At 66.1% G+C, this 20924-nt stretch carries 23 protein-coding genes; 7 read left to right on the plus strand and 16 right to left on the minus strand.

The features are described 5' to 3' along the window. Position 1 precedes the first annotated feature (1 nt). Both pilV and ACKTTN_RS10535 read right to left on the minus strand, forming a co-directional pair. Positions 2-433 (minus strand): type IV pilus modification protein PilV, encoded by a 432-nt coding sequence (gene pilV, locus ACKTTN_RS10530; RefSeq protein WP_407909790.1) that lies wholly within the window; start codon positions 431-433, stop codon positions 2-4. After that, complete coding sequence (locus ACKTTN_RS10535) at positions 430-1053, minus strand: GspH/FimT family pseudopilin (RefSeq protein WP_407909791.1); 624 nt, start codon at positions 1051-1053, stop codon at positions 430-432. The genes pilV and ACKTTN_RS10535 overlap by 4 nt, the downstream gene beginning before the upstream one ends. Before the next feature lie 128 nt (positions 1054-1181). Between ACKTTN_RS10535 and ACKTTN_RS10540 the strand changes: the two genes are divergently transcribed. Then, positions 1182-2228 (plus strand): sensor histidine kinase, encoded by a 1047-nt coding sequence (locus ACKTTN_RS10540; protein WP_407909792.1) that lies wholly within the window; start codon positions 1182-1184, stop codon positions 2226-2228. On the opposite strand, the gene ppnN is transcribed toward ACKTTN_RS10540, so the two are convergent. The 5 genes from ppnN to grxD form a co-directional block, all read right to left on the minus strand. Beyond that, entirely contained in the window at positions 2229-3623 is a 1395-nt protein-coding gene (gene ppnN / locus ACKTTN_RS10545) for a nucleotide 5'-monophosphate nucleosidase PpnN (protein WP_407909793.1), read from the minus strand. A 114-nt stretch (positions 3624-3737) separates the two neighbouring features. Then, the gene (locus ACKTTN_RS10550) at positions 3738-7064 is read right to left on the minus strand and encodes a TonB-dependent receptor (RefSeq protein WP_407909794.1); all 3327 of its coding nucleotides are present in this window, start codon (positions 7062-7064) and stop codon (positions 3738-3740) included. 154 nt (positions 7065-7218) lie between these two features. Beyond that, complete coding sequence (locus tag ACKTTN_RS10555; protein ID WP_407909795.1) at positions 7219-7803, minus strand: YhgN family NAAT transporter; 585 nt, start codon at positions 7801-7803, stop codon at positions 7219-7221. Beyond that, a complete protein-coding gene (locus tag ACKTTN_RS10560; RefSeq protein WP_407909796.1) occupies positions 7800-8549 on the minus strand; it encodes an SDR family NAD(P)-dependent oxidoreductase in 750 nt (249 codons plus the stop codon). Before ACKTTN_RS10560 ends, ACKTTN_RS10555 begins: the two co-directional genes overlap by 4 nt. Further along, positions 8546-8866, minus strand: a complete 321-nt coding sequence (gene grxD, locus ACKTTN_RS10565; protein ID WP_407909797.1) for a Grx4 family monothiol glutaredoxin — start codon at positions 8864-8866, stop codon at positions 8546-8548. Before grxD ends, ACKTTN_RS10560 begins: the two co-directional genes overlap by 4 nt. A 101-nt stretch (positions 8867-8967) precedes the next feature. On the opposite strand from grxD, the gene ACKTTN_RS10570 reads away from it, so the two are divergent. Further along, entirely contained in the window at positions 8968-9546 is a 579-nt protein-coding gene (locus ACKTTN_RS10570) for a superoxide dismutase (protein ID WP_407909798.1), read from the plus strand. A 99-nt stretch (positions 9547-9645) separates the two neighbouring features. After that, entirely contained in the window at positions 9646-10158 is a 513-nt protein-coding gene (locus tag ACKTTN_RS10575; RefSeq protein ID WP_407909799.1) for a hypothetical protein, read from the plus strand. Positions 10159-10167: 9 nt separating this feature from the next. On the opposite strand, the gene ACKTTN_RS10580 is transcribed toward ACKTTN_RS10575, so the two are convergent. Then, a complete protein-coding gene (locus tag ACKTTN_RS10580; RefSeq protein WP_407909800.1) occupies positions 10168-11313 on the minus strand; it encodes a 5-(carboxyamino)imidazole ribonucleotide synthase in 1146 nt (381 codons plus the stop codon). Beyond that, on the minus strand, positions 11310-11816 hold the full coding sequence (gene purE, locus ACKTTN_RS10585; protein ID WP_407909801.1) for a 5-(carboxyamino)imidazole ribonucleotide mutase: 507 nt from the start codon (positions 11814-11816) through the stop codon (positions 11310-11312). The genes ACKTTN_RS10580 and purE overlap by 4 nt, the downstream gene beginning before the upstream one ends. Positions 11817-11872: 56 nt before the next feature. Here purE and ACKTTN_RS10590 point away from each other — a divergent pair, with 56 nt between their 5' ends. Next, complete coding sequence (locus tag ACKTTN_RS10590; RefSeq protein WP_407909802.1) at positions 11873-12139, plus strand: Trm112 family protein; 267 nt, start codon at positions 11873-11875, stop codon at positions 12137-12139. Continuing rightward, positions 12136-12987: a carboxylating nicotinate-nucleotide diphosphorylase gene (nadC, locus tag ACKTTN_RS10595; protein WP_407909803.1), complete on the plus strand. Its 852-nt coding sequence runs from the start codon at positions 12136-12138 to the stop codon at positions 12985-12987. The genes ACKTTN_RS10590 and nadC overlap by 4 nt, the downstream gene beginning before the upstream one ends. A 3-nt stretch (positions 12988-12990) precedes the next feature. Here the strand turns inward: nadC and ACKTTN_RS10600 are convergent, their stop codons facing one another. Then, entirely contained in the window at positions 12991-13761 is a 771-nt protein-coding gene (locus tag ACKTTN_RS10600) for an FHA domain-containing protein (protein ID WP_407909804.1), read from the minus strand. Between the two features lie 66 nt (positions 13762-13827). Between ACKTTN_RS10600 and ACKTTN_RS10605 the strand changes: the two genes are divergently transcribed. After that, positions 13828-14169, plus strand: a complete 342-nt coding sequence (locus ACKTTN_RS10605) for a DUF3301 domain-containing protein (protein WP_407909805.1) — start codon at positions 13828-13830, stop codon at positions 14167-14169. 9 nt (positions 14170-14178) lie between these two features. On the opposite strand, the gene ACKTTN_RS10610 is transcribed toward ACKTTN_RS10605, so the two are convergent. The 6 genes from ACKTTN_RS10610 to ACKTTN_RS10635 all read right to left on the minus strand — a co-directional run bounded on the left by ACKTTN_RS10610 (position 14179) and on the right by ACKTTN_RS10635 (position 19373). Continuing rightward, the gene (locus tag ACKTTN_RS10610) at positions 14179-14673 is read right to left on the minus strand and encodes a ClpXP protease specificity-enhancing factor (protein WP_407909806.1); all 495 of its coding nucleotides are present in this window, start codon (positions 14671-14673) and stop codon (positions 14179-14181) included. A gap of 105 nt (positions 14674-14778) precedes the next feature. After that, on the minus strand, positions 14779-15414 hold the full coding sequence (locus ACKTTN_RS10615) for a glutathione S-transferase N-terminal domain-containing protein (RefSeq protein WP_027083433.1): 636 nt from the start codon (positions 15412-15414) through the stop codon (positions 14779-14781). 121 nt (positions 15415-15535) lie between these two features. Next, positions 15536-16222 carry a cytochrome c1 gene (locus tag ACKTTN_RS10620; protein ID WP_407910068.1) on the minus strand — a complete coding sequence of 229 codons (687 nt, stop codon included), beginning with the start codon at positions 16220-16222 and terminating at the stop codon, positions 15536-15538. 100 nt (positions 16223-16322) lie between these two features. Then, positions 16323-17546, minus strand: coding sequence for a cytochrome b (locus ACKTTN_RS10625; protein WP_407910069.1), 1224 nt, complete (start codon positions 17544-17546; stop codon positions 16323-16325). Positions 17547-17613: 67 nt separating this feature from the next. Then, positions 17614-18246, minus strand: a complete 633-nt coding sequence (petA, locus tag ACKTTN_RS10630) for a ubiquinol-cytochrome c reductase iron-sulfur subunit (protein WP_407909807.1) — start codon at positions 18244-18246, stop codon at positions 17614-17616. 218 nt (positions 18247-18464) lie between these two features. Continuing rightward, positions 18465-19373: a lytic transglycosylase domain-containing protein gene (locus ACKTTN_RS10635; RefSeq protein ID WP_407909808.1), complete on the minus strand. Its 909-nt coding sequence runs from the start codon at positions 19371-19373 to the stop codon at positions 18465-18467. 146 nt (positions 19374-19519) lie between these two features. Here ACKTTN_RS10635 and miaB point away from each other — a divergent pair, with 146 nt between their 5' ends. Further along, a complete protein-coding gene (gene miaB / locus ACKTTN_RS10640; protein WP_407909809.1) occupies positions 19520-20920 on the plus strand; it encodes a tRNA (N6-isopentenyl adenosine(37)-C2)-methylthiotransferase MiaB in 1401 nt (466 codons plus the stop codon). Positions 20921-20924: the final 4 nt, after the last annotated feature.

The raw sequence follows: 20924 nt of genomic DNA on the forward strand, positions 1-20924 counted from the left end.
GTCAGAGCCTGCTCGTCGTCACAACCGGGTCGGGCGCGGGCTCGCCAGCGCTGCGGCTTTCGTCCCACTTCACGCTCACTTGGCACGACGTGGAACCGCATGCGATGCGCCCGCATGCCGTGTCACCCATCGATCCCTGCAGCTGCGTAATCCACGTCGAGATGTCGTTGGTAATGCGCGTGCCCCCGGCCGGCGCCTGGCAGAGCCACCCCTGGTTGTACTGACCGGCGCGCGCCGCAGCCGAGTTCGCGCGCATCAGGTCGAACATGGCGTACGACTGCATGATCGCGGCTGAGCGTTGCGCCGCGCTGCCGGTGTTTCGAAGGGTCACGACCTGCAAAGCCGCCATGCCCAGCATGCCAACCGCAAGAATGACTACCGCGATCAACACCTCGAGAAGGCTGCTGCCACGTTGCTCCCGATAACCCGTCATGTCGGCTCCCCGGGCTGCGCACATGCGGGGCGCGTATTGCGCTGCACTGCAACGCCACTGGTATTTATGATCACGTCGCGCGTGTTGGTGGTAGTGATCACGGTCGTGCAGATCCCGATCGTGCCCGCCCGGTTGGCCGTGGAGCCGACACGTGCATAGCCATCGGCCGCGAACCAGATGCGGTTACTGCTGACGACGTTTGGGCTACCGCCAATATTGAGATTGACTGCCGGTAGGTTCACGTCACGCACCACGTCGTTCGCAGAAGCAGGCACCACCGACGCGGGCGTCGCCGTGCTCACCGTCGGCGCGAGCCTGAAGACGATGAAGTGACTCCAATTCGTGCCGGAGCATGTGAGGCCATCGGTGCTCGGGCACAGCATCGTGCGTCCGTTCTGGCGCACCGCCTCGATTCGAGCGACCTGGAGGGCGGCGACTACGTCGTTCGCCGCCGCCGACATCCGGTTGGACGTCGTCAGCTGCCGGAACTTCGGCACGCCAATTCCGACGATGATCGCGAGGATGACCAGGGTCACCATCAGTTCGACCAACGTGAAGCCGCGCGATCGACATGGCGCCCCCGACGCGACGCGCTGACTTGGACTTTGCAGATCCAGCATTGGATTCCCCAAACTACCGTGATGGCAGGTTAAATACGGTTCCCGTCCCGTAGCCAGCAGGGACCGACGGACGGCCGCTGGGTCTGTCCGGACGGCCCGGCGACAGGGACACGGCGTCCGGAAGGGCCATGTCTTCGACTCGCAAGCTTGCGACACCAGCGACGCTGACGTTGCTGTGGCAACCCGAAACCTTGATCCGCATCACTCTCGTAGGCGAGGCCTTGGCGGCCGTGCTCGCGCTGGCGTGGAGCGGCGGGACGCCACGATGGACAGCTTTCGCGATCGCATCTCTCGCAACGCAATGGGTGCTGCTGCTCTCGCTCGGCGGCGTCTACCTGCTGCGAAGCGCGTTGTCGGGACGCAGTCACCGCGAGATCGCGTGGGCGCTTCTCGCGCTGATCGTCGCCAACAGCCTCGTCGTGCTGCTGCTCGCCCGGGCGACCCTCGGCGAAGGATGGCTCGGGTCCGGAATGACCTGGTCGTCGCTCGCAATCCGCGTGACGCTGATCGTGTCGATCGTCGGGTTGCTTGGGCTGTCCGTCTACGACGCCCACTGGAAGGCGCGTCTGGCCGCCGTGCGCGCCCAGGAAGCGGAACTCGAATCGCTGAAAGCCCGGGTCCATCCGCACTTCCTTTTCAATACGCTCAACACGGCGATCGCACTCGTTCACGAACATCCTGACCAGGCTGAGTCGGTGTTGCTCGGCCTGGCCGAACTCGTTCGCATGGCACTGGCAAAGCCGCAGGTGGTCGAACTGCGCGACGAGATCGAGGTGACACGCGCGTACCTGGACATCGAGTCGCTGCGCTTCGGCGATCGACTCCGTGTGCAGTGGACGCTTCCGCCCGATCTCCCAAGGGTGAAGGTTCCGGCGCTGTCGCTCCAACCGCTCGTTGAAAACGCGATCCACCACAGCATCGAACGCGTCGAGCGTGGCGGAACCGTCGACATCGCGCTCGAATCCGATCCGGACTGGATCGTCATCCGCGTGCGTAGCCCACTGGTCCTCGGGAAGGAGCGCGCGGCGCCAGGGCACGGCGTGGGCATGCGTGCGGCCCAGGCGCGCGTGGAGGCGCTCACGAATGGAACGGGCCGCATCGAGACGCAGACGGTCGGCGAGCATTACGTCGCGACCGTCCGCCTTCCCCGCCCCCGCCCCGCTAGCGCACGCTGATCAGGTCACCACGCGATAGCACGGGCGGTAATCCCCCGCGATCTTCATGCGGTGCTGCTGCACGAAGCCACGAAGCAGCTCGTCGAGCGCCTGCATGATGTCGACGTCGCCGTGGATCTCGAACGGGCCGTGCGCTTCCACGCGGCGGATGCCGTCTTCCTTGACGTTGCCGGCGACGATGCCGGAGAACGCGCGGCGCAGGTCCGCTGCGAGTTCGTGCGGCTTGCGGCCGTGGTGCAGGTCGAGCGCGGCCATCGCCTCGTGCGTCGGCACGAACGGCTGCTGGAACGCGAGCGGAATGCCGATCGACCAGTTGAAGAAGAACGAATCGCGATGGGCGATGCGGTGTTCGCGCACCTTGCGCAGCGCCTTGCTCATGCGCTTGCCGACTTCCGCGGGCTCGCCGACGATGATCTCGTAGCGCGACGTGGCCGCTTCGCCCAGCGTGAGCCGCAGGAACTGGTCGATCTGCTCGAAATACGGTGCGGATGCGGTCGGGCCGGTGAGGATCAGCGGGAACGGAACATCCTGGTTTTCCTCGCGCAGCAGGATGCCGAGGATGTACAGGATCTCTTCCGCGGTGCCCACGCCGCCCGGGAACACGATGATGCCGTGCGCCATGCGGACGAACGCCTCGAGGCGCTTCTCGATGTCCGGCATGATCACGAGGTGGTTGACGATCGGGTTCGGCGATTCGGCCGCGATGATGCCGGGCTCGGTGATCCCGATGTAGCGCATGCGACGACGACGCTGCTTCGCGTGCGCGATCGTCGCGCCCTTCATCGGTCCCTTCATCGCACCCGGGCCGCAGCCCGTGCAGATGTCGATGCCGCGCAGGCCAAGCTCGTAGCCGACCTGCTTGGTGTACAGGTACTCGTCGCGATTGATCGAGTGACCGCCCCAACACACGACGAGGTTCGGGTCGCCCGGGTGCAGTACGCGCGCGTTGCGCAGCAGCCCGAACACGGCATCGGTGATGCCTTCGCTGCTGTCGAGATCGCGATTGCAGTCCGGACCGAGCTCGATCGCGGTGTATGCGAGATCGCGGATCACCGCCGCGAGGAGTTCGGCGACGCCCTGGATGAGTTCGCCTTCCACGAACGCCATCGCTGGCGCCTTGATCAGGTCGATGCGGACGCCACGATCCTGTTGCTGCACCTGGATATCGAAATCCGGATAAAGCTCGCGCGCTGCGCGCGGATCATCGCTGGTACTGCCGCTCGTAAGCACCGCGAGAGCGCAGCGACGCAGCAGTTCGTGCATGCCGCCGCTGGAGGCGTCGCGAAGGCGCGCCACTTCGGCGCGGGAGAGGATGTCGAGACCGTTGCGCGGGTAGATCCGCGCGTCGACGGTCGGAAGGATGATGCTGGAAGGTACTTCGGTCACTGCGCTCATTCCGCTTGCTTTCTTTTCGTCTGATATGTGTCTGGCGACTCTAGCGCACGCGCGCTCCCCGCAAAAGAAAACGGCCGGGCAAGCCCGGCCGTTTCCAGGTGACGCGGGTGTCGCTTAGAACTTGTAACGCAGGGTCAGCAGGACCGACCAGCGCTGCGACGGGGTGATGCTCTCGTTCGGCTGGAGCGCGGCCGGCGCGTAGTTGCCGTTGGCGTCCTTGTACTTCGAGATGTCGTAGACGTACTTGCCGTTCCGCACACCCTGCTCGTCCGCAAGCACACGTTCCAGCGGGAAGGCAGCGCGGTACTCGACGCCCCACTTGTTGTTGAGCATGTTGAGGAAATTGAAGATGTCGAGGCGAACCTCGCCTTTGTGACCCTTCATGAAGCCCGGGACTTCCTGCGAGAACGACAGGTCGAGCTGATTCACCCACGGGGCGCGGGCTTCATTGCGCTGGAAGATCTGGCCTTGGTAGCGCGCCAGTTCCGGGTGCGAAGCGATGTACGCATAGAACGACTGGATGAGCTGCGGCGTCGTCGTGTTGGCCCAGACGATGTCATTGTTGCCCGTCGGGATGTACGCCAGGTCACGGAAGTACGAGTCGCCGTTGACGTCGTTGCCAAAGATCCAGGAGTACGGTGCACCGTTGTGGCCGTCATACAACGCCGAGAAGCTGGTGTTGTATTCGCCGAAGAAGCGGTGCTGCCAGGTCACCTGCCCAAGGACGCGGTTCGGGATCTCGTAGTTCGAGGTCGCGAGGTAGTCGTCGTTCGGGTTGATCCAGTCGCGATTCTGGAAGCTGCTGTTGGCAACGCTCGACGCGCCTGGGTTGACGTCCTTCGCCTGCGTATACGTGTAGGCGATCGACGCCGACCAGTCGTTCGCCATCGGCTTACGCAGCGAGAACGTCATGCTGTTCGAGAAGCCCTTGTCCGTGTTGGTCAGCAGGATCATCTGCTGGCCGAACGACGGGTTCGCGTTCACGCGGTTGGTATTGGTACCGCCGGGCGTCCCGATCGGGTTGAGGGCGTAGCTGAGGCGACCGTCCGGAAGCACGCCGGTCGGCGTACCGAGGTTGATGTTCTGGTACAGGATGCCCTTCATCGTATCGATGCGCTGGAACTCAGCCGTACCGACCGTGCCACCGAACCACGGGAAGGTGTGGTCCATGCCGATCGTGTACTTGGCGACCGTCGGGATCTGGAAGTCCGGATCGACGACCGAGAGGTTCATCTGCGACGTGCCATTGCCCGGCAGCGTGCGCACGCCGCCCGGGATCGGCTGGTTGTTGCCGTCCGGGCTGAACGCCGGGTCGGTCGGCAGAAGAACGGCACGGTTGACATCGTAGCCCGCCACAGCAACGCCGTTGTTCGAGTACGGATTCGCAACCCACACTGCCGGCGTGTTCGACACGAATACACCCGCGCCGCCACGCAGCTGCGTGTTGTCATCGATCTGGTAGTTGAACGATGCGCGCGGCTGGAACACGGCATTGCCGTCGATCGTGCCCTGATTGGAATAACCGTATCCGCCCTGCGCACCGCCCTGAGTGGCCGCGCGCGGGTTGGGGCGCAGACCACATACAGCCGGGTTGCCCTGGTTACCGAGCGTGTTCGGCGGGGCCGCAAAGCACGGGTTGAAGGTCGGATCGGGATCAATGTACGGAACGTCGTAGCGCACGCCGTACTGGACGGAAAGCTTGTCGGTCGCCTGCCACGTGTCCTGCAGGAACAGACCGTACTGCTTCATCTTGAACTCGGCGGCAACGTTGCTCAGGGTGTAACCCGGCGCCGGCTGATTCAACTGATAGCGACGGTAGACGCCGTTCTGGAACTTGCTGATCGAATTGAACGCGTACGAACCGTTGTAACCCTGCAGGAACAGGTTGTAGAAATCGTCCTGCTGGAAGTCCAAGCCGCCCTTGACCGTGTGGTCACCCGCGTACCAAGTGCCGGCGAAATACCCATTCCACGTCTTGACGGAAAGCTTGTTGGCCTGCGTCGAGAACTCGGTGCCGATTCGCACGGCCGGGCCAGTGTCGGCATCGTTGACGCGGATAGTGACTTCCGGCTGGTGGCCACCCACGAGCGGGTCACGATCCTGCGTGAACTCGTTGTAGCCGATCGACGCTTCCGTCGAGAAATTGCTGGTCCAGTCGTCATAGAGGCTGAGCGCGTAGCTCGTCGCCTTCTTGTCGAGAACGTACCAGTTGCTGGACAACGGCAGCAGGCCATTCGAGGACGTCGTCGCCGTCGTGATGATCGGCTCAACTTCCTTGGTCTGGCTGAGGCGCAGGCTGGCGCGGTGCTGCTCGTTGATGTTCCAGTCGAACTTGACGAGCGCGCGCTTGCTGTCAGTGTCGACATTCGACGCCGTGAGGTCGCCCGGCGTCATGCCCTTGGCCTTGGCCGCGGCGATGATCTGGTCGACCTGGGCCTGCGTGATGCCCGGAACCTTCAGCGTGGCGTTCGAGTCCGACGGGCCGTACGGCGCACCCGGGCTCGTTTTCTTGCCTTCTTCGTAGCTCGCGAAGAAGAACAGGGTGTCCTTGATGATCGGGCCGCCGAGGGTGGCGCCGATTGTCGTGTCCTTAGTAAAGCCCGTCCACTTCGCGCCCGACTGGTTCTCACCAATCATGTTGTCGGCGTTCTGGTAGACGTAATAGACCGAACCGTGGAAGTCGTTGGTGCCGCTCTTGGTGACGGCATTGACCCACGCGCCGACGCCGCGACGCGTCGCCACGTCGAAGTTGGCCGTCGAGATGTTGTAGCTCTCGATCGCGTCCTGCGAGATCGGCGTGCCCTTGGTCGGCAGGCCGTTGTCGTTCAGGCCGAACGGGTCGCCCGCCTGGATGGTGTCGATCGTGATGCTGTTGTAGCGGAAGTTCTGGCCGGCGGCCGAGAACGCGCCGCGGTCGCGGTCGGTGACGACGATGCGGGGATCGGCACGGACGACGTTCTGGATCGAACGGTCCGGCGCCGGCATGCGGTCGAGGTCGCGACGCGACAGGTTGGTGCTGATGCCCTTCATGTCGGCGCCGAAGTAGGCGGCCGTGGCCTTGCCCTTGACGACGACGGAACCGAGCTGGACGTCGCTCGAGGTCAGGTGCACGTCGACATCGGCCACCTGGTCGAGGCCGAGGTAGACGCCTTCCTGGTGGCCCGTGCCCGCGCCGTTGTTGATCGTGATCGTGTACGGACCGCCGACGCGCAGGCCGCGCGCGTTGTAGCGACCGTTCGCGTCCGTCGTGGTGTGGCTGACGGTGCCCGACTCGACGTGCACGATGGTGACGTCAGCGCCCTGGACGGGCTTGCCACCCGCATCGGTGACGACGCCGCCGACACCGGCGGACGTGCTCTGCGCGAACGCGTTGGCGGCGGCAAGGGCGGTGAACAGGCCAAGCGTCAGCTTGGACAGCCGGAGGCGGCTGGCATGGGTCATACGTGAAACCTCGATGGACACGGCAGACGGGAATGGCACGGCGCGGGACTCCCCGTCCCGACCGTGGTTAACAACAGGTTAACACGCTAGGCGCCTTTCGTGACAGGCACGTGACGAGACGCGGTGCTCAATGCCGACAGACGGCAAAACGTTGTTAACGGAGGTAAGCGGACAGGCCGTCGAGGAACATCTGCACCGAAATCGCGACCAGCAGCATGCCCATCAGCCGCTCGATCGCCATGAGCACCCGCTTGCCGAGGAAGCGGTAGAGCACGGTCGCGCAGAACAGGATGGCAGCGGTACCCGCCCAGGCGATCAGCAGGGCGATGCTCCAGTCGCTCAGGCGCCCCGGCTCGTTGCTGCCCATCAGCATCACGGCCGCCATGCCCGACGGACCCGCGATCAGCGGGATCGCCATGGGGACGATGAAGGGCTCGCCATCAGGGATCTCCCCCATGAGCCCTTCCGGCGGCGGGAAGATCATCCGGATGCCGATCAGGAACAGCACGATGCCACCGGCGATCGACACCGACTCCTGCCGCAGGTGCATGAGCTCGAGGCCGTACTTGCCGCCCCACAGGAATGCGAACAGCACGCCCAGCGCGATGACCAGCTCGCGCACCAGAACGATGCGCTGGCGGCGCGGCGGCAGTGCGCGCAGCAGGCTCAGGAACACCGGGATGTTCCCGAGCGGGTCGAGGATCAGGAACAGCAGCAGCGCGGCGGACGCGATCGTCATGCGGTCGCCAGCTCGCCGGGCGTCGGCGCCCAGATGGTGCCGCGATGCGCGCGACCGGCCGCGGACAACAGCTCGACCGCCGCCGGCGCATACGCGGACGGATCGACAGCCTGGCGATCGGTCTCCTCGACCCAGGCGCGCGCCCGCAGCGTCGTCCGCATCGGTCCGGGCATCAGGCCGGCCACGCGTACCGCACTGTTCGCCAGCTCGGCATGGAGGATGCGCACGGCACCCTGCAAGCCGAACTGCGACACGCCATAGCCGCCCCAGTACGCGGCGCCCACGCGGTCGGGCGAGTCGAGAGTGAAGACGACTGACGCGTCAGCGGATTTCGCGAGCAGCGGGAGCAGCGCCTGCGTCAGCCACCACGGGGCGGTCAGGCCGACGTGGACCGAGCGCGCGAAATCGGCAGGGTCGGCATGGACGACCGGCGTCAGGCCACGGAACTCGGCGGCGCAATGGACGATGCCATCCAGTCGACCGAAGCCGGACTCGAGGCGCTCGGCGAGCTGCGCATAGTCGTCGGGCGACGCGCCTTCGAGATCGAGCGGATAGATCGCGGGTTCGACGCCGAGTGCAGCAATACGGTCATAAAGCCGGTTGAGCCGCGGCACCTTGTGGCCGAGCAGCACGACCGTCGCTCCGGCCTGCGCGCAGGCGACGGCCACCGCGCTTCCGAAGCCGCCGTGCGCACCGGTGACGAGGACGACGCGCCCGTCCAGCGCGCGGGACGCCGCCTCGCTCACGAAACCTGCGTCTCGCTGACGATGCGCGCGAGTTCGCCGGATTCCAGCAGCTCGAGCGTGATGTCGCAGCCGCCGATCAATTCGCCGTTGATGAAGAGTTGCGGGAACGTCGGCCAGTTGGAAATACGCGGCAGGTTCGCGCGCACTTCGGGGTCTTCGAGCACGTTGACGGTGTGCAGTTCGTTCGCGCCGGCGGCGCGCAACGCCTGCACGGCCTGGCTGGAAAAACCGCACATCGGGAATTGCGGCGTGCCCTTCATGAAGAGGACGACGGGATGGCGGTCGATCTCCGCCTGGATGCGCTCCATGATCGTCATGGGCCGGCTCCTGTGCATTGCACCGCTGCGACGGATCGCAACGGCATCGTGGGGATAGAATGGGAAATTGTACGCCTCCCGTCCCCACAAGGAGTTGCCGAATGGCCATTGAACTGCCTCCCCTGCCCTACGACCGCGCCGCGCTCGAGCCGCACATGTCGGCCGAAACGCTCGACTTCCATTACGGCAAGCACCACAAGGCGTACGTCGACAACGCCAACAAGATGATCGAGGGCACCGAGTTCGCCGACATGCCGCTGGTGGACATCATCCGCAAGGCGCAGGGCGGACTGTTCAACAACGTCGCGCAGGTGTGGAACCACACGTTCTTCTGGAACTGCATGAAGCCCAACGGCGGCGGCGAGCCGACCGGCAAGCTGGCCGACGCGATCAACCTCGCGTTCGGCGACTTCGCGACCTTCAAGGAAGAATTCGCCAAGACCTGCGTGACCACGTTCGGTTCCGGCTGGGGCTGGCTGGTGCAGCGTCCGGACGGCTCGCTCGCGCTCGTCAGCACGTCGAACGCGAACACCCCGATCACCGGCGAAGACACCCCGCTGCTGACCTGCGACGTGTGGGAACACGCGTACTACATCGACTACCGCAACGCGCGTCCGAAGTTCGTCGAGGCGTTCTGGAACCTCGTCAACTGGGACTTCGTGGCATCGAACATGAAGTGATCCGTCGTACGACGGATGTGCACGAACGGCCGGGGCGACCCGGCCGTTCGCGTTTTCGCGACCTGCGCTAGGCTTGGCGGCAACAGGGGAGATTTTCGAATGACCGCGACCGCCATGCCGGGGTACGTGCCGTACCTCATCGCCGCCACCGTCGGCTTCAGCATCTATCGCCGCATCCGCAGCCACTTCGGCCGACAGCCGTGGCGCCCGAAGCGCACCATCGCGCGCGTCGTTCTGCTGTCCGTATTCCTGGCGCTGCTGGCGCTGCTCGCGGTATTTCGACCCGGGGAAAACTGGGGCATCGCCGCGGGCGCAGTGGTCGGCGCCGGGCTCGGGCTTCTCGCGCTGCGACTGATGCGGATCGACATGCAGGGCGGCCAGCCGGGATACACGCCCAATCCCTGGATCGGCGCCGCGCTGACCGGCCTGCTGATCGGTCGCATGGCGTGGCGCTTCGCATCCGGCGGCTTCGTCACCCCGCAGTCGTCCAGCCCGCTGACACTCGCGATCGCGGCGACCGTGCTGACGTTCTACGTCGTGCAGGGGCTCGGACTGATGCAGCGGATGAAACGACTGGCCGCGACCCCGGGAACCGTCGCGGCCGTCAGCTGACCGGACGGCTCAGCCGCCCGAAAGCCGTTCCACGACCGGCGCGACCTGCGCGTCGCGGCCGAGTCTGCGGCCCACGCGCGTCAGTGCATCCGCGAGCGACGCCGGGTCATCCGCACGCAGCGTCGCGTGTCCGACCTTGCGACCGGCGCGCGATTCCTTGCCGTAGTCGTGCCAGTGGCCACCGGCTTCGTCGAGCACCGCGGTCGCGTCGGGCATCTCGCCGATCCAGTTGAGCATGCAGGCGACGCCGACCATTCGCGTGTCGCCGAGCGGCAGCCCGAGCACAGCACGCAGATGGTTCTGGAATTGCGACGTCTCGCTGCCTTCGATCGTCCAGTGGCCGGAGTTGTGCACCCGCGGCGCGAGTTCGTTGGCGAGTAACGTTCCGCCCTGCGCGAACAGCTCGAGCGCGAACACGCCGACGTAGTCGAGCGCTTCGGCGAGGCGACGCGCGTGATCGCAGGCAAGCGCGTGCGTCGCGTCGTCGGCCATTGCTGGCGCGAGGCTCGCAGACAGCACGCCGTCGACGTGCCAGTTCTCGGTGAGCGGCCACGCGCGGAATTCGCCATCGCGACCGCGCGCGGCGACCACCGACAACTCGCGCTCGAAATGCACGAAGCCTTCGAGGATCAGCCCGACCTTGGACGCCTGCGCACCGAGCGCATTCCACGCGGCGTCGATGTCGTCGACGCTGCGGATGCGGAACTGGCCCTTGCCGTCGTAGCCCAGGCGACGCGTCTTGAGGATGCAGGGCGTACCAATGTCGGAGATCGCGGTGCGCAGCTCGTCGAGCGTGTCGATCGCGGCGAACGGCGGCACCGGGATGCCGAGTTCGCGGAACAGCGTCTTCTCGGCGAGTCGATCCTGCGCAATCGCGAGTGCTCGCGGGTTCGGGAATACATCGACGCGCTCGGCCAGCCAACGCGCCGATTCCGCCGGCACGTTCTCGAAGTCGAACGTCGCGACGTCCACGCGCGACGCGAATTCGGCGAGCGCCGCGTCGTCGCGATAATCGCCCACCACCATCGGCGCGAATTGCCCCGCGCAGGCGTCGGCCACATTGTCCATCACCAGGAAACGCAGGCCGAGCGGCGCGCCCGCGAGCGCGAGCATGCGCGCGAGCTGGCCACCACCGAGGATGCCGACGGTCGTCACTTGCGCGGATCGTCGTTGTGCATGACGTCGGCGGTCTGCTTCGCGCGGAACGCATCGAGCCTCGCGCCGACTTCGGGCAGTTCCGATGCGAGCATTGCGGCGGCGAACAGTGCAGCGTTCGAAGCGCCTGCATTGCCGATCGCGAATGTCGCGACTGGAATGCCCGCCGGCATCTGCACGATCGACAGCAGCGAATCCATCCCGTTCAACGCCTTCGACTGCACCGGCACCCCGAGCACCGGAACGGCCGTCTTCGACGCGAGCATGCCCGGCAGGTGCGCCGCACCACCGGCGCCGGCGATGATCGCGCGCAGGCCGCGGTCTCGCGCCGTCGCGGCGTAGTCGAACAGGACGTCCGGGGTGCGATGCGCGGACACGACGCGCACTTCGTGCGGCACGCCAAGCTCTTCGAGCTTCGCGGCCGCGTGCTGCATCGTCTCCCAGTCCGAACGCGACCCCATCACGATGCCGACCACGGCGGCGGGCGATTGCACGGCAGCCATACGTTCCCTTCCGGTCAAAGACGTATTCTAAACGGCCCACCCCGCGATTCCCCGCCATGGACCGCAAGCTGCTCGACCTGCTGGCCTGCCCGACCACCCGACAGCCGCTGCGCCCGGCGGACGCCCGCGTGCTGCACGACCTCAACGCCGCGATCGCCGGCGGCGGCGTGAAGCGCGGCGACGGCAGCCCGCAGTCGGCCGCGGTCGATGCCGCGCTGGTCACCGCCGATGGGCGCCTGGCCTATCGCATCGACGACGGCATCCCGGTGCTGCTCGCCGAGGAAGCGCTCGACCTCACGACCTGCGGCATCACCACCGCATGACTGCGGCGTTCGCGCCGCCCGGCGCGGCGATCGACGCCGATGTCCGCCGGGCACTTGAAGAGGACATCGGCAGCGGCGACGTCACCTCGGCCCTGCTTCCCGACATCGCGGATACCGCCTACCTCCTGTGCAAGGAGGACGCAGTCGTCTGCGGCCGGCCGTGGTTCGATGCCTGCCACCTTGCGATCGATCCGGGCGGCGCGATCGAGTGGCATGTCGCCGAAGGCGATCGCGTTCGCGCCGGCACGCTGCTCGCCACGCTGCAGGGTCGCGCACGCGCGCTGGTGACCGCGGAGCGCGCGTCGCTCAACTTCATGCAGACGCTGTCGGCGACCGCGACGGTCACCGCGACGTATGTCCACGCCGTCGCCGGCACGCGGGCGAAGATCCTCGACACGCGCAAGACGATTCCCGGGCTGCGGCTCGCGCAGAAATACGCCGTGCGCGTAGGAGGCGGCGTCAACCACCGCATGGGGCTCTACGACGCGGTGATGCTCAAGGAAAACCACATCCGCGCTGCGGGTTCGATCGACGGGGCGGTGCGCAACGCACGCGAGCGCTGGCCGGCACTGCCGGTGATCGTCGAAGTGGAATCACTCGACCAGTTGCATGAAGCGCTCGACAGCGCCTGCGACCGCATCCTCATCGACGACTTCGACGCGACGATGCGCCGCGAGGCCGTGCGCATCGCGAACGGCCGCATTCCGCTGGAAGTGTCGGGCGGCGTGGATCTCGCCGGCGTACGCGCGATCGCCGAGGACGGCGTCGACTGCATTTCGATCGGCGGACTGACCAAGCACGTCCGCGCGATCGACCTCTCGCTCAAGCTCGGCCGCAAGCCGGGCTGAGCGTTACGCGGTAAGGGCGACCACGATCGCCGCGGCAAGGAGCGCCATCCCGATCGCGAGGCCCCACAACAGGCGCGGGTCCAGGCGAGACGGCGCGTCGGCCTCGTGCGTTTCGTTCTCCGACGGTACCGTCGACAGCACGCGGAACCGCAGCGTGTCGAAGCCGATCTCGTCGCCGACCTTCGCTTCGCCGGTGAGGATGCGCTTGCCGTTGATGAACGTGCCGTTGGTCGAGCCGAGGTCTTCGATCTGGATGCTGTTGTCCGTCGGGACCAGGCGCGCATGCGAGCGCGAGATCCCGTTCTCGTCGAAGCGCAGCGTCGATTCCGGTGCGCGTCCGACGGTGTTGGTCGTCGCCAGCGCGAAGCTGCGGCCGAACAGGTGGCCCGACATGCCGCGCAGCACGAACTTCGGCAGCGCCGCACGCACGGTGGTGGCGAACAGATCGTCGTTCGCCGACGGCGCGCTCGCACCCGGGCGCGCGGCGGCCACGTTCTCCATGCCTGTCAGGCGCGCCTCGAAGCGATCGAACGAGACGCGGTCGCCATCGCGCAGGGCGATCAGCCCGCGCACCGGCGAGCCGTTGACCGTGACCGATGCATCGGTCGGCACATCGAGCATCACGCCGTTCGCCGTCACGTGGAGCTGGCAATGCCGCGGCTGCACGCCCGGCCGGTCGAGCACGATGTTGGCGTCCGGGGCCGAACCGACGCTGTTGACGCCCGGTTGCAGGACGACCTGCGGGTGTTCGCCACCCGGGAATACGAGTTTCATTGGTGATCGCCCCCTCGATCCATGGCGGCTCTTGCTCAGATCCGCTGCCGTCGCCACAGTAACAAAATGCCTTCACTTATCGTGATGATGATCTTCACGGCAGCCGCCGTCGCGTTCTGGAACGCGGGCCGCGCCGCCGCCGAGCGAGCGCGCGACCTCGGGCGCGACGCCTGCCGCTCCGCGCGCGTGCAATGGCTCGACGACTCCGTGCATGTCATCGGCCTGCGCCCGCGCCGGCTTGAGAGCGGAAAGCTCGGATGGGAACGCACGTTCCGTTTCGACTACTCGATCGACGGCGCCGACCGCCATCAGGGCCGACTGGTGCTTCGCGGCGATCGCCTGGTCAGCTTTGTCGGGCCGCCTACGCCTGAACCGATCGCGTTCCCGCAACGCACGCCGACGAACTGATCGATCGCCCTACTTGACGATGCGCAGGTGGCCCCGGCGGGGCGGCGTCGGCGGCTCGTGGTCACCGTCATCGCCCGGATCGTTCTGGTCGGCGTCGCCGCTGTCGGGCACTAGCTCCAGTGTCGGGCCGTTCTCGCCGAGCGAGCCGGCCGGAAGTCCGGTCGCAGCGCCTTCTTCGGTCTCGGGCGGAAGCGCCATGCCCTGCCCGTTCTCACGTGCATAGATCGCGAGTACCGCGCCGACCGGCACCGACACCGCGTGGCTGACGCCGCCGAAGCGCGCGCTGAAGCGGATGATCTCGTTGGTCATTTCGAGGCCCGCCACCGCGCGCTGCGCGACGTTGAGCACGATGCGGCCATCGTTGATCGCGTGCTTCGGGACCTGCACGCCCGGACGCGTCGCGTCCACCAGAAGATGCGGTGTCAGGCCGTTGTCGCCGATCCACTCGTACAACGCCCGCAGCAGGTACGGGCGATGGCTGGTCATCTCGAATTCGTCGCTCATGTGCGCAGTGTAAGCGAGGGCGCGCGACACCCGCCCGTGACTCGGTGACCTCCGAAACGACGAAGCCCGCCGGTGGGCGGGCTTCGTTTCGAACGGGATCGCGGATCAGGCCGGCATGTCGCGGAGCTTGCGCTCCTGCTCGGTAAGGCTTCGCGTAAAGCCCGGGTTGCGGAAGATGCGATTGCCGTAATCCTCGATCACCTTGCCGTCCTTCGGCAATGGAACGCCGAGCGCCGGCAGGCGCCAGATGATCGGCGCCATCGCGCAGTCGGCGAGGCTCATCTCCGGATTCAGGAAGAACTTGCTCGCCTTGAACAGCGGCACCGATGCGGTCAGCAATTCCTTAAGGCGCTTGCGACCGGCTTCCTGCTGCGCCTTATTGCCGAGCTGGATGGCCTGCACCTGCGGCACCCAGTCGTGCTCGAGACGCAGCATCGCCAAGCGCAGGCGTGCACGCGACAGCGGGTCGACCGGCATCAACGGCGGATGCGGATAACGCTCGTCGAGGTATTCGCTGACGACGCTCGCCGCGTACAGCACGAGGTCGCGCTCGACCAGCGTCGGAACGGACTGGTACGGGTTCAGGTCGACCAGATCCTCGGGAGGATTCTGCGGATCGACCGGAATCAGGTCGTACGTCACGCCCTTGGCCGCGAGCACAAGGCGCACGCGATGGCAGAGGACGCAATCGGTAGAGGAAAACAGGGTCAGGGTATTACGCATGCGTGGACTCGCCGCCATCGTCGACCTCGATCGACCGGAAACCGCCGGCCGTACGGCGCCGCCCACCCCGTGCGGGCGGTCGCCAACGGTCCCGAGTCACGGCGATGCAGTGTCTTGATCCCCGACACCGCAGCCGCGATCAGTGCTCGACGTCGCGCCAGTATTCCTTCTTCAACAACCAGGCGAGGAACGTCAGCATGGCCAGGAACAGGACCACCCAGACGCCCAGTGACTGGCGCTTGATGGCCGCAGGCTCGCCGGCGTACTCGAGAAAAGCTGTGATGTCGCGCGCCGCGCGGTCGAAGCCCTGGGCGTCGAGCGTACCCGGCTCGGTCACCTTCAGGCCGAGGACCGGGCGCTCGCCCGTCGCGTCGGGCTTGCCGAAGTCGGCGTGCTGCAGACCCTGCAGCTGCCAGAGCGGATTCGGCATCGACACGTTCGGGAACACGGTGTTGTTCCAACCCACCGGGCGCGACTCGTCCAGATAGAAGGACTTGAGGTACGTGTAGACCCAGTTCGGGCCGCGCACGCGCGCGATCAGCGAAAGATCCGGCGGCTGCTTGCCGAACCAGTCCTTCGACTCCGGCGGCATCGCGACGTCGATGGTCTCGCCGACCTTGGCGCCGGTGAAGTTGAGGTTCTTCTGGACCTCGTCCTCGGTCAGCCCGAGGTCTTCGGCCATGCGCGAGTAACGCAAGTACTTCAGCGAATGGCAGCCCGAGCAGTAGTTCATGAACAACTGGGCGCCGCGCTGCAGGGACGCGCGGTCGGTGATGTCCGTGCCCGCCGGCTTGAGGTTGCCCTCCTCTTCGGCGAACAGTGGCATCGACACCGCGAGGCCCAGCACGAGCGTCGCAAGCGATCGCAGAACTCGCATCTTCTTGGATCCGGGAGGCTGGAAGGAGGTGGACGGGCGGACGGACGTCTTAGTCATGCATCGTCACCCGCTCAGGCACCGGCTTCGTCTTGTCGATCCGGGTCCAGATCGGCATCGTGATGAAGAACATGAAGTAGAAGAACGTCAGCACTCGACCCATGTAGGTCTCGTTGATGTCCGTGCCGGGGCCGGAACCGATCTTGCCGAGCCAGAGGAAGCTGAAGGCGAACAGGCCCAGCATCACCTTGGCAAGCACGCCGCGGTAGCGGATCGACTTGACGCGGCTCTTGTCCAGCCACGGCACGAGGAACAGCATCACGATCGCGCCGAACATCACCATCACGCCCGCCAGCTTGTTGGGCACCACGCGGAGCATCGCGTAGTACGGCGTGAAGTACCACGTCGGCTTGATGTGGCTCGGCGTCACCAGGCGGTTCGCCTCGGTGAAGTTGTCATGTTCGAGGAACAGGCCGCCCACGGTCGGCTCGAAGAAGATGATGAACGCGGCGATCATCAGGAAGAACCCGACGCCGACCATGTCCTTGACCGTGTAGTACGGATGGAACGGGATACCGTCGGCCGGCGCCGTCGGCGACCAGCGATTGCCCTTCGGGCCGTACTTGATGTCGACGCCGTCCGGGTTGTTCGAGCCGACTTCATGCAGCGCGCCGAGGTGCAGCGCGACGAGCAGGAGCAGCACCAGCGGAAGCGCGATGACGTGCAGCGCGAAGAAGCGGTTGAGCGTGGCGTCGGACGGCAGGTAGTCGCCCATGATCCATTCGGTCAGGCCGTTGCCGATGACCGGGATCGCACCGAACAGCGAAATGATGACCTTCGCGCCCCAGAACGACATCTGGCCCCACGGCAGCACGTAGCCCATGAAGGCTTCGGCCATGAGCACGAGGTAGATCACCATGCCGAGCACCCACACCAGCTCGCGCGGCTTCTTGTACGAGCCGTACATGAGGCCGCGGAACATGTGGAGGTAGACGACGATGAAGAACAACGAGGCGCCGGTGCTGTGCATGTACCGGATCAGCCAACCCCACTCGACGTCGCGCATGATGTACTCGACCGACGCGAACGCCTGCGTGGCGTCTGTCTTGAAGTGCATCGTCAGGAAGATGCCGGTAACGATCTGGTTGACCAGCACCAGCATCGCCAGCGAACCGAAGTAGTACCAGACGTTGAAGTTCTTCGGAGCGTAGTACTCCGTCATGTGCTTCTTGTACGCCTCGCCCGCGCCCGGGGCGCGGTCGTGGAACCAGTTCATCAGGCCGGCGATCAGGCCGGTCGCCAGATCGTTCGGCGCCTGCTTGGTGTCGTTATTCGTCGCCATGTCAGGCGGCTCCCTTCGGATCGACGCCGATCACGATGCTGTTGTCGTTCTCGAAATAGTGCGGCGGCACCGCCAGGTTCTTCGGCGCCGGAACGCCCTGGAACACGCGGCCGGACATGTCGAAACGCGACTTGTGGCAAGGGCAGAAGTAGCCGCCCTTCCATTCCGGATCGAACGGCTCGGGCCGGATCTCCGCCTTCATCTCCGGCGAGCAGCCCAGGTGCGTGCAGAGGCCGACGAGCACGGAAATCTCCGGCTTGATCGAGCGGTAATGCACGTCGCCCTTGAGCACGTACTTCGGCTGCTGGTCGACGTCCTCGGACTTCGGGTCGCGCAGGCGGTTGTCGAGCGTCGGCAGCGCCTTGAGGATGTCCTGCGAGCGACGGACGATCCAGATCGGCTGGCCGCGCCACTCGATGATCATGCGCTGGCCCAACGGCAGGCCGCTGATATCTGCGGTGACCGGCGCGCCGGCGAGCTTCGCCCGCGCGCTCGGATTCCACGACTTGATGAACGGCACTGCGGCGAAGCCGGCACCGACCGCGCCGACGACTGCGGTCGTCGCGGTGAGGAACCGACGGCGGCCGAGGTTGACCGGCTCGTTCATGGGCTCGTTGACCCCTTCGTTGGCCATCCGGCACTCCGAAAACTGATTCGACGTGGGTCGACCCGCCAAGGATGCGGGACGACTGATAAAGACGCGGAAGTGTAACGGAACGGTGAACGGGCCGACAATCGGCTACGCGCGCTTCAGCCACCAGGGCTGACGGAGTTCGCAGTCCGCGAACGCCGGATACGAAAAAGGCCAGCCGGGTGACCGGCTGGCCTTCGTGTTGTCTGAACCGCCTCGACTCAGCGCAGGATCGGCGAGCTGCGATAACGGTCGGCCAGCAGGGCCACGCGCTGAACGTAGCGCTGGGTCTCGCTGTAGGGCGGCACGCCGCCGTACTTGTCGACCGCGCCCTCGCCCGCGTTGTAGCCGGCGGCCGCGAGGCGGACGTCGCCATTGAAGCGCTTGAGCAGGAACGCCAGGTACTGCACGCCGCCACGGATGTTCTGCGCCGGGTCGAAGGCGTTGCCGACGCCGAAGCGGCGGGCCGTGGCCGGCATCAGCTGCATCAGGCCCTGCGCGCCGACGCGGGACAGCGCGTTCGGGTTGAACGCCGACTCCGCGTGGATGATCGCGCGCACCACCGACTCCTCGACGCCGTACTGCAGGGCCGCCGCGGCGATCTCGCTGCGATAGGCATCCGGCTTCAGGCGCAGCGTGGAGAAGTTGACGCCGGGCTGCGCGCCGCAGGCGTAGCAGGTCTCCATGTAGCTGTAGCGGATCGTGCGGATCGCACCGGCATTGGCGACGCCGACCGGGCGGCGGCTGGAGTAATGCCGCACGCCGTCCTGCATGTAGGAGTAGACCTGACCCTGCACGAGGCGCGACGGCGCGGACGCCGGCATCGACGCGGCCGGCGCGGGAACGGTCAGTGTGGCCGGCGTCGAAGTGGCCGGAAGCGAGCCCGACGCAGGCGAACCGGCGACGAGGTTGACCGGCGTCACCGCGCCCTGCGCGGACGCGGGCGGCGTGTACGCGCGCTGCGTCTTGCGGCTCGTGTAGCGGCTCACGACCTGGCAATTGGCGCCGGAAAGTCGCTTGCTCGAGTAGCTACGGACACCGTCGACGTCGCAGCGGTAGACCGTGCCAGCCATGGCCGGGGCGGCGCCGACGAGGCCGGCGACGAGCAGAAGTGCGGTGAGCTTCTTCATGGGGCCATCATTCCGTGTTCCCGGAATTTTCACAAGCCTTTGATCGGATTGGAATTGTTGATCTGCGGATGCGGTCACTCGGCCTGTTGCGGCGCGGTAAACTACAGCGGCCGGCGCGGATTAACCGCCGCCTTTCCCGGACTGAAATGACCGACCTGACGCTCCCCCTCGCCGATCCGGCGACGCCCTCCGCTGCCCCGTCGCGCGGAAAGCTTTTCATCGAAACGCACGGTTGCCAGATGAACGAATACGATTCGGCGAAGATGGCCGACGTTCTCGCGGCGTCCGACGGTCTCGAAATCACTACCGACCCGGCCGAAGCGGACGTCATCCTGGTCAACACCTGCTCGATCCGCGAGAAGGCGCAGGAGAAGGTCTTCAGCCAGCTCGGCCGCTGGCGCGCGCTCAAGCAGGGTGGCAAGCCGGTGCTGATCGGCGTCGGCGGCTGCGTGGCGAGCCAGGAGGGCGAGGCGATCGTCAAGCGCGCGCCGTACGTCGACCTGGTGTTTGGCCCGCAGACCCTGCATCGCCTGCCCCAGCTGATCGAGGCGCGCCGCGAGTCCGGCAAGCCGCAGGTCGACATCAGCTTTCCCGAGATCGAGAAGTTCGACCGCCTGCCCGAGCCGCGCGCAGACGGGCCGAGCGCGTTCGTGTCGATCATGGAGGGCTGTTCGAAGTACTGCTCGTTCTGCGTGGTGCCGTACACCCGCGGCGAGGAAGTCAGCCGCCCGTTCGAAGACGTGCTGGTCGAGGTCGCGCAGCTGGCCGCGCAGGGCGTTCGCGAGATCAACCTCCTCGGGCAGAACGTCAACGCCTACCGCGGGCCGATGGGCGACGGCGACGTTGCCGACCTCGGCCTGCTGATCCGCACGATCGCCCAGATCGACGGCGTCGACCGCATTCGCTTCACGACCTCGCACCCGCTCGAGTTCTCGGACTCGCTGGTCGAGGCCTACCGCGACGTTCCGCAGCTGGCGAATTACCTGCACCTGCCGGTGCAATCCGGTTCCGACCGGATCCTCGCGGCGATGAAGCGCGGCTACATGGCGCTCGAGTTCAAGCAGAAGCTGCGCAAGCTGCGCGCGGTGCGCCCGGACATCTCGATCTCGTCCGACTTTATCGTCGGCTTCCCCGGCGAGACCGATGCGGACTTCGAGAAGACGATGAAGCTGATCGAGGACGTCGGCTTCGACCAGTCGTTCTCCTTCATCTACTCGCGTCGTCCCGGTACGCCAGCGGCGAACCTCGAGGACGACGTGTCGAGCGAGGTCAAGCACGCGCGACTATCCCGCCTGCAGGCGACGATCAATGCGAACGCAAAGCGGATTTCCGATTCGATGGTCGGCAGCGTGCAGCGCATCCTCGTCGAAGGCCCGTCGCGCAAGGATCCGAACGAACTGACCGGCAAGACCGAGAACATGCGCTCGGTGAATTTCGCCGCGCCACCGCGCCTGGTTGGCCAGTTCGTCGACGTGCTGATCACCGAAGCGCTCAGCAATTCGCTGCGCGGACGCGTGGTGACGCAGGACGAAGCCGTTCCCGCGTAAGCGG

The sequence above is a fragment of the Lysobacter claricitrinus genome (genome assembly GCF_045866565.1).
Taxonomy (GTDB): domain Bacteria; phylum Pseudomonadota; class Gammaproteobacteria; order Xanthomonadales; family Xanthomonadaceae; genus Cognatilysobacter; species Cognatilysobacter claricitrinus.

Bases quoted from the DNA above. Each gene is read 5' to 3' on its own strand.
- pilV (WP_407909790.1), bottom strand. From the start codon at position 433: ATGACGGGTTATCGGGAGCAACGTGGCAGCAGCCTTCTCGAGGTGTTG.
- ACKTTN_RS10535 (WP_407909791.1), bottom strand. From the start codon at position 1,053: ATGCTGGATCTGCAAAGTCCAAGTCAGCGCGTCGCGTCGGGGGCGCCA.
- ACKTTN_RS10540 (WP_407909792.1), top strand. From the start codon at position 1,182: ATGTCTTCGACTCGCAAGCTTGCGACACCAGCGACGCTGACGTTGCTG.
- ppnN (WP_407909793.1), bottom strand. From the start codon at position 3,623: ATGAGCGCAGTGACCGAAGTACCTTCCAGCATCATCCTTCCGACCGTC.
- ACKTTN_RS10550 (WP_407909794.1), bottom strand. From the start codon at position 7,064: ATGACCCATGCCAGCCGCCTCCGGCTGTCCAAGCTGACGCTTGGCCTG.
- ACKTTN_RS10555 (WP_407909795.1), bottom strand. From the start codon at position 7,803: ATGACGATCGCGTCCGCCGCGCTGCTGCTGTTCCTGATCCTCGACCCG.
- grxD (WP_407909797.1), bottom strand. From the start codon at position 8,866: ATGACGATCATGGAGCGCATCCAGGCGGAGATCGACCGCCATCCCGTC.
- ACKTTN_RS10570 (WP_407909798.1), top strand. From the start codon at position 8,968: ATGGCCATTGAACTGCCTCCCCTGCCCTACGACCGCGCCGCGCTCGAG.
- ACKTTN_RS10575 (WP_407909799.1), top strand. From the start codon at position 9,646: ATGACCGCGACCGCCATGCCGGGGTACGTGCCGTACCTCATCGCCGCC.
- purE (WP_407909801.1), bottom strand. From the start codon at position 11,816: ATGGCTGCCGTGCAATCGCCCGCCGCCGTGGTCGGCATCGTGATGGGG.
- ACKTTN_RS10590 (WP_407909802.1), top strand. From the start codon at position 11,873: ATGGACCGCAAGCTGCTCGACCTGCTGGCCTGCCCGACCACCCGACAG.
- nadC (WP_407909803.1), top strand. From the start codon at position 12,136: ATGACTGCGGCGTTCGCGCCGCCCGGCGCGGCGATCGACGCCGATGTC.
- ACKTTN_RS10600 (WP_407909804.1), bottom strand. From the start codon at position 13,761: ATGAAACTCGTATTCCCGGGTGGCGAACACCCGCAGGTCGTCCTGCAA.
- ACKTTN_RS10605 (WP_407909805.1), top strand. From the start codon at position 13,828: ATGCCTTCACTTATCGTGATGATGATCTTCACGGCAGCCGCCGTCGCG.
- ACKTTN_RS10610 (WP_407909806.1), bottom strand. From the start codon at position 14,673: ATGAGCGACGAATTCGAGATGACCAGCCATCGCCCGTACCTGCTGCGG.
- ACKTTN_RS10615 (WP_027083433.1), bottom strand. From the start codon at position 15,414: ATGGCGGCGAGTCCACGCATGCGTAATACCCTGACCCTGTTTTCCTCT.
- ACKTTN_RS10620 (WP_407910068.1), bottom strand. From the start codon at position 16,222: ATGCCACTGTTCGCCGAAGAGGAGGGCAACCTCAAGCCGGCGGGCACG.
- ACKTTN_RS10625 (WP_407910069.1), bottom strand. From the start codon at position 17,546: ATGAACTGGTTCCACGACCGCGCCCCGGGCGCGGGCGAGGCGTACAAG.
- petA (WP_407909807.1), bottom strand. From the start codon at position 18,246: ATGGCCAACGAAGGGGTCAACGAGCCCATGAACGAGCCGGTCAACCTC.
- ACKTTN_RS10635 (WP_407909808.1), bottom strand. From the start codon at position 19,373: ATGAAGAAGCTCACCGCACTTCTGCTCGTCGCCGGCCTCGTCGGCGCC.
- miaB (WP_407909809.1), top strand. From the start codon at position 19,520: ATGACCGACCTGACGCTCCCCCTCGCCGATCCGGCGACGCCCTCCGCT.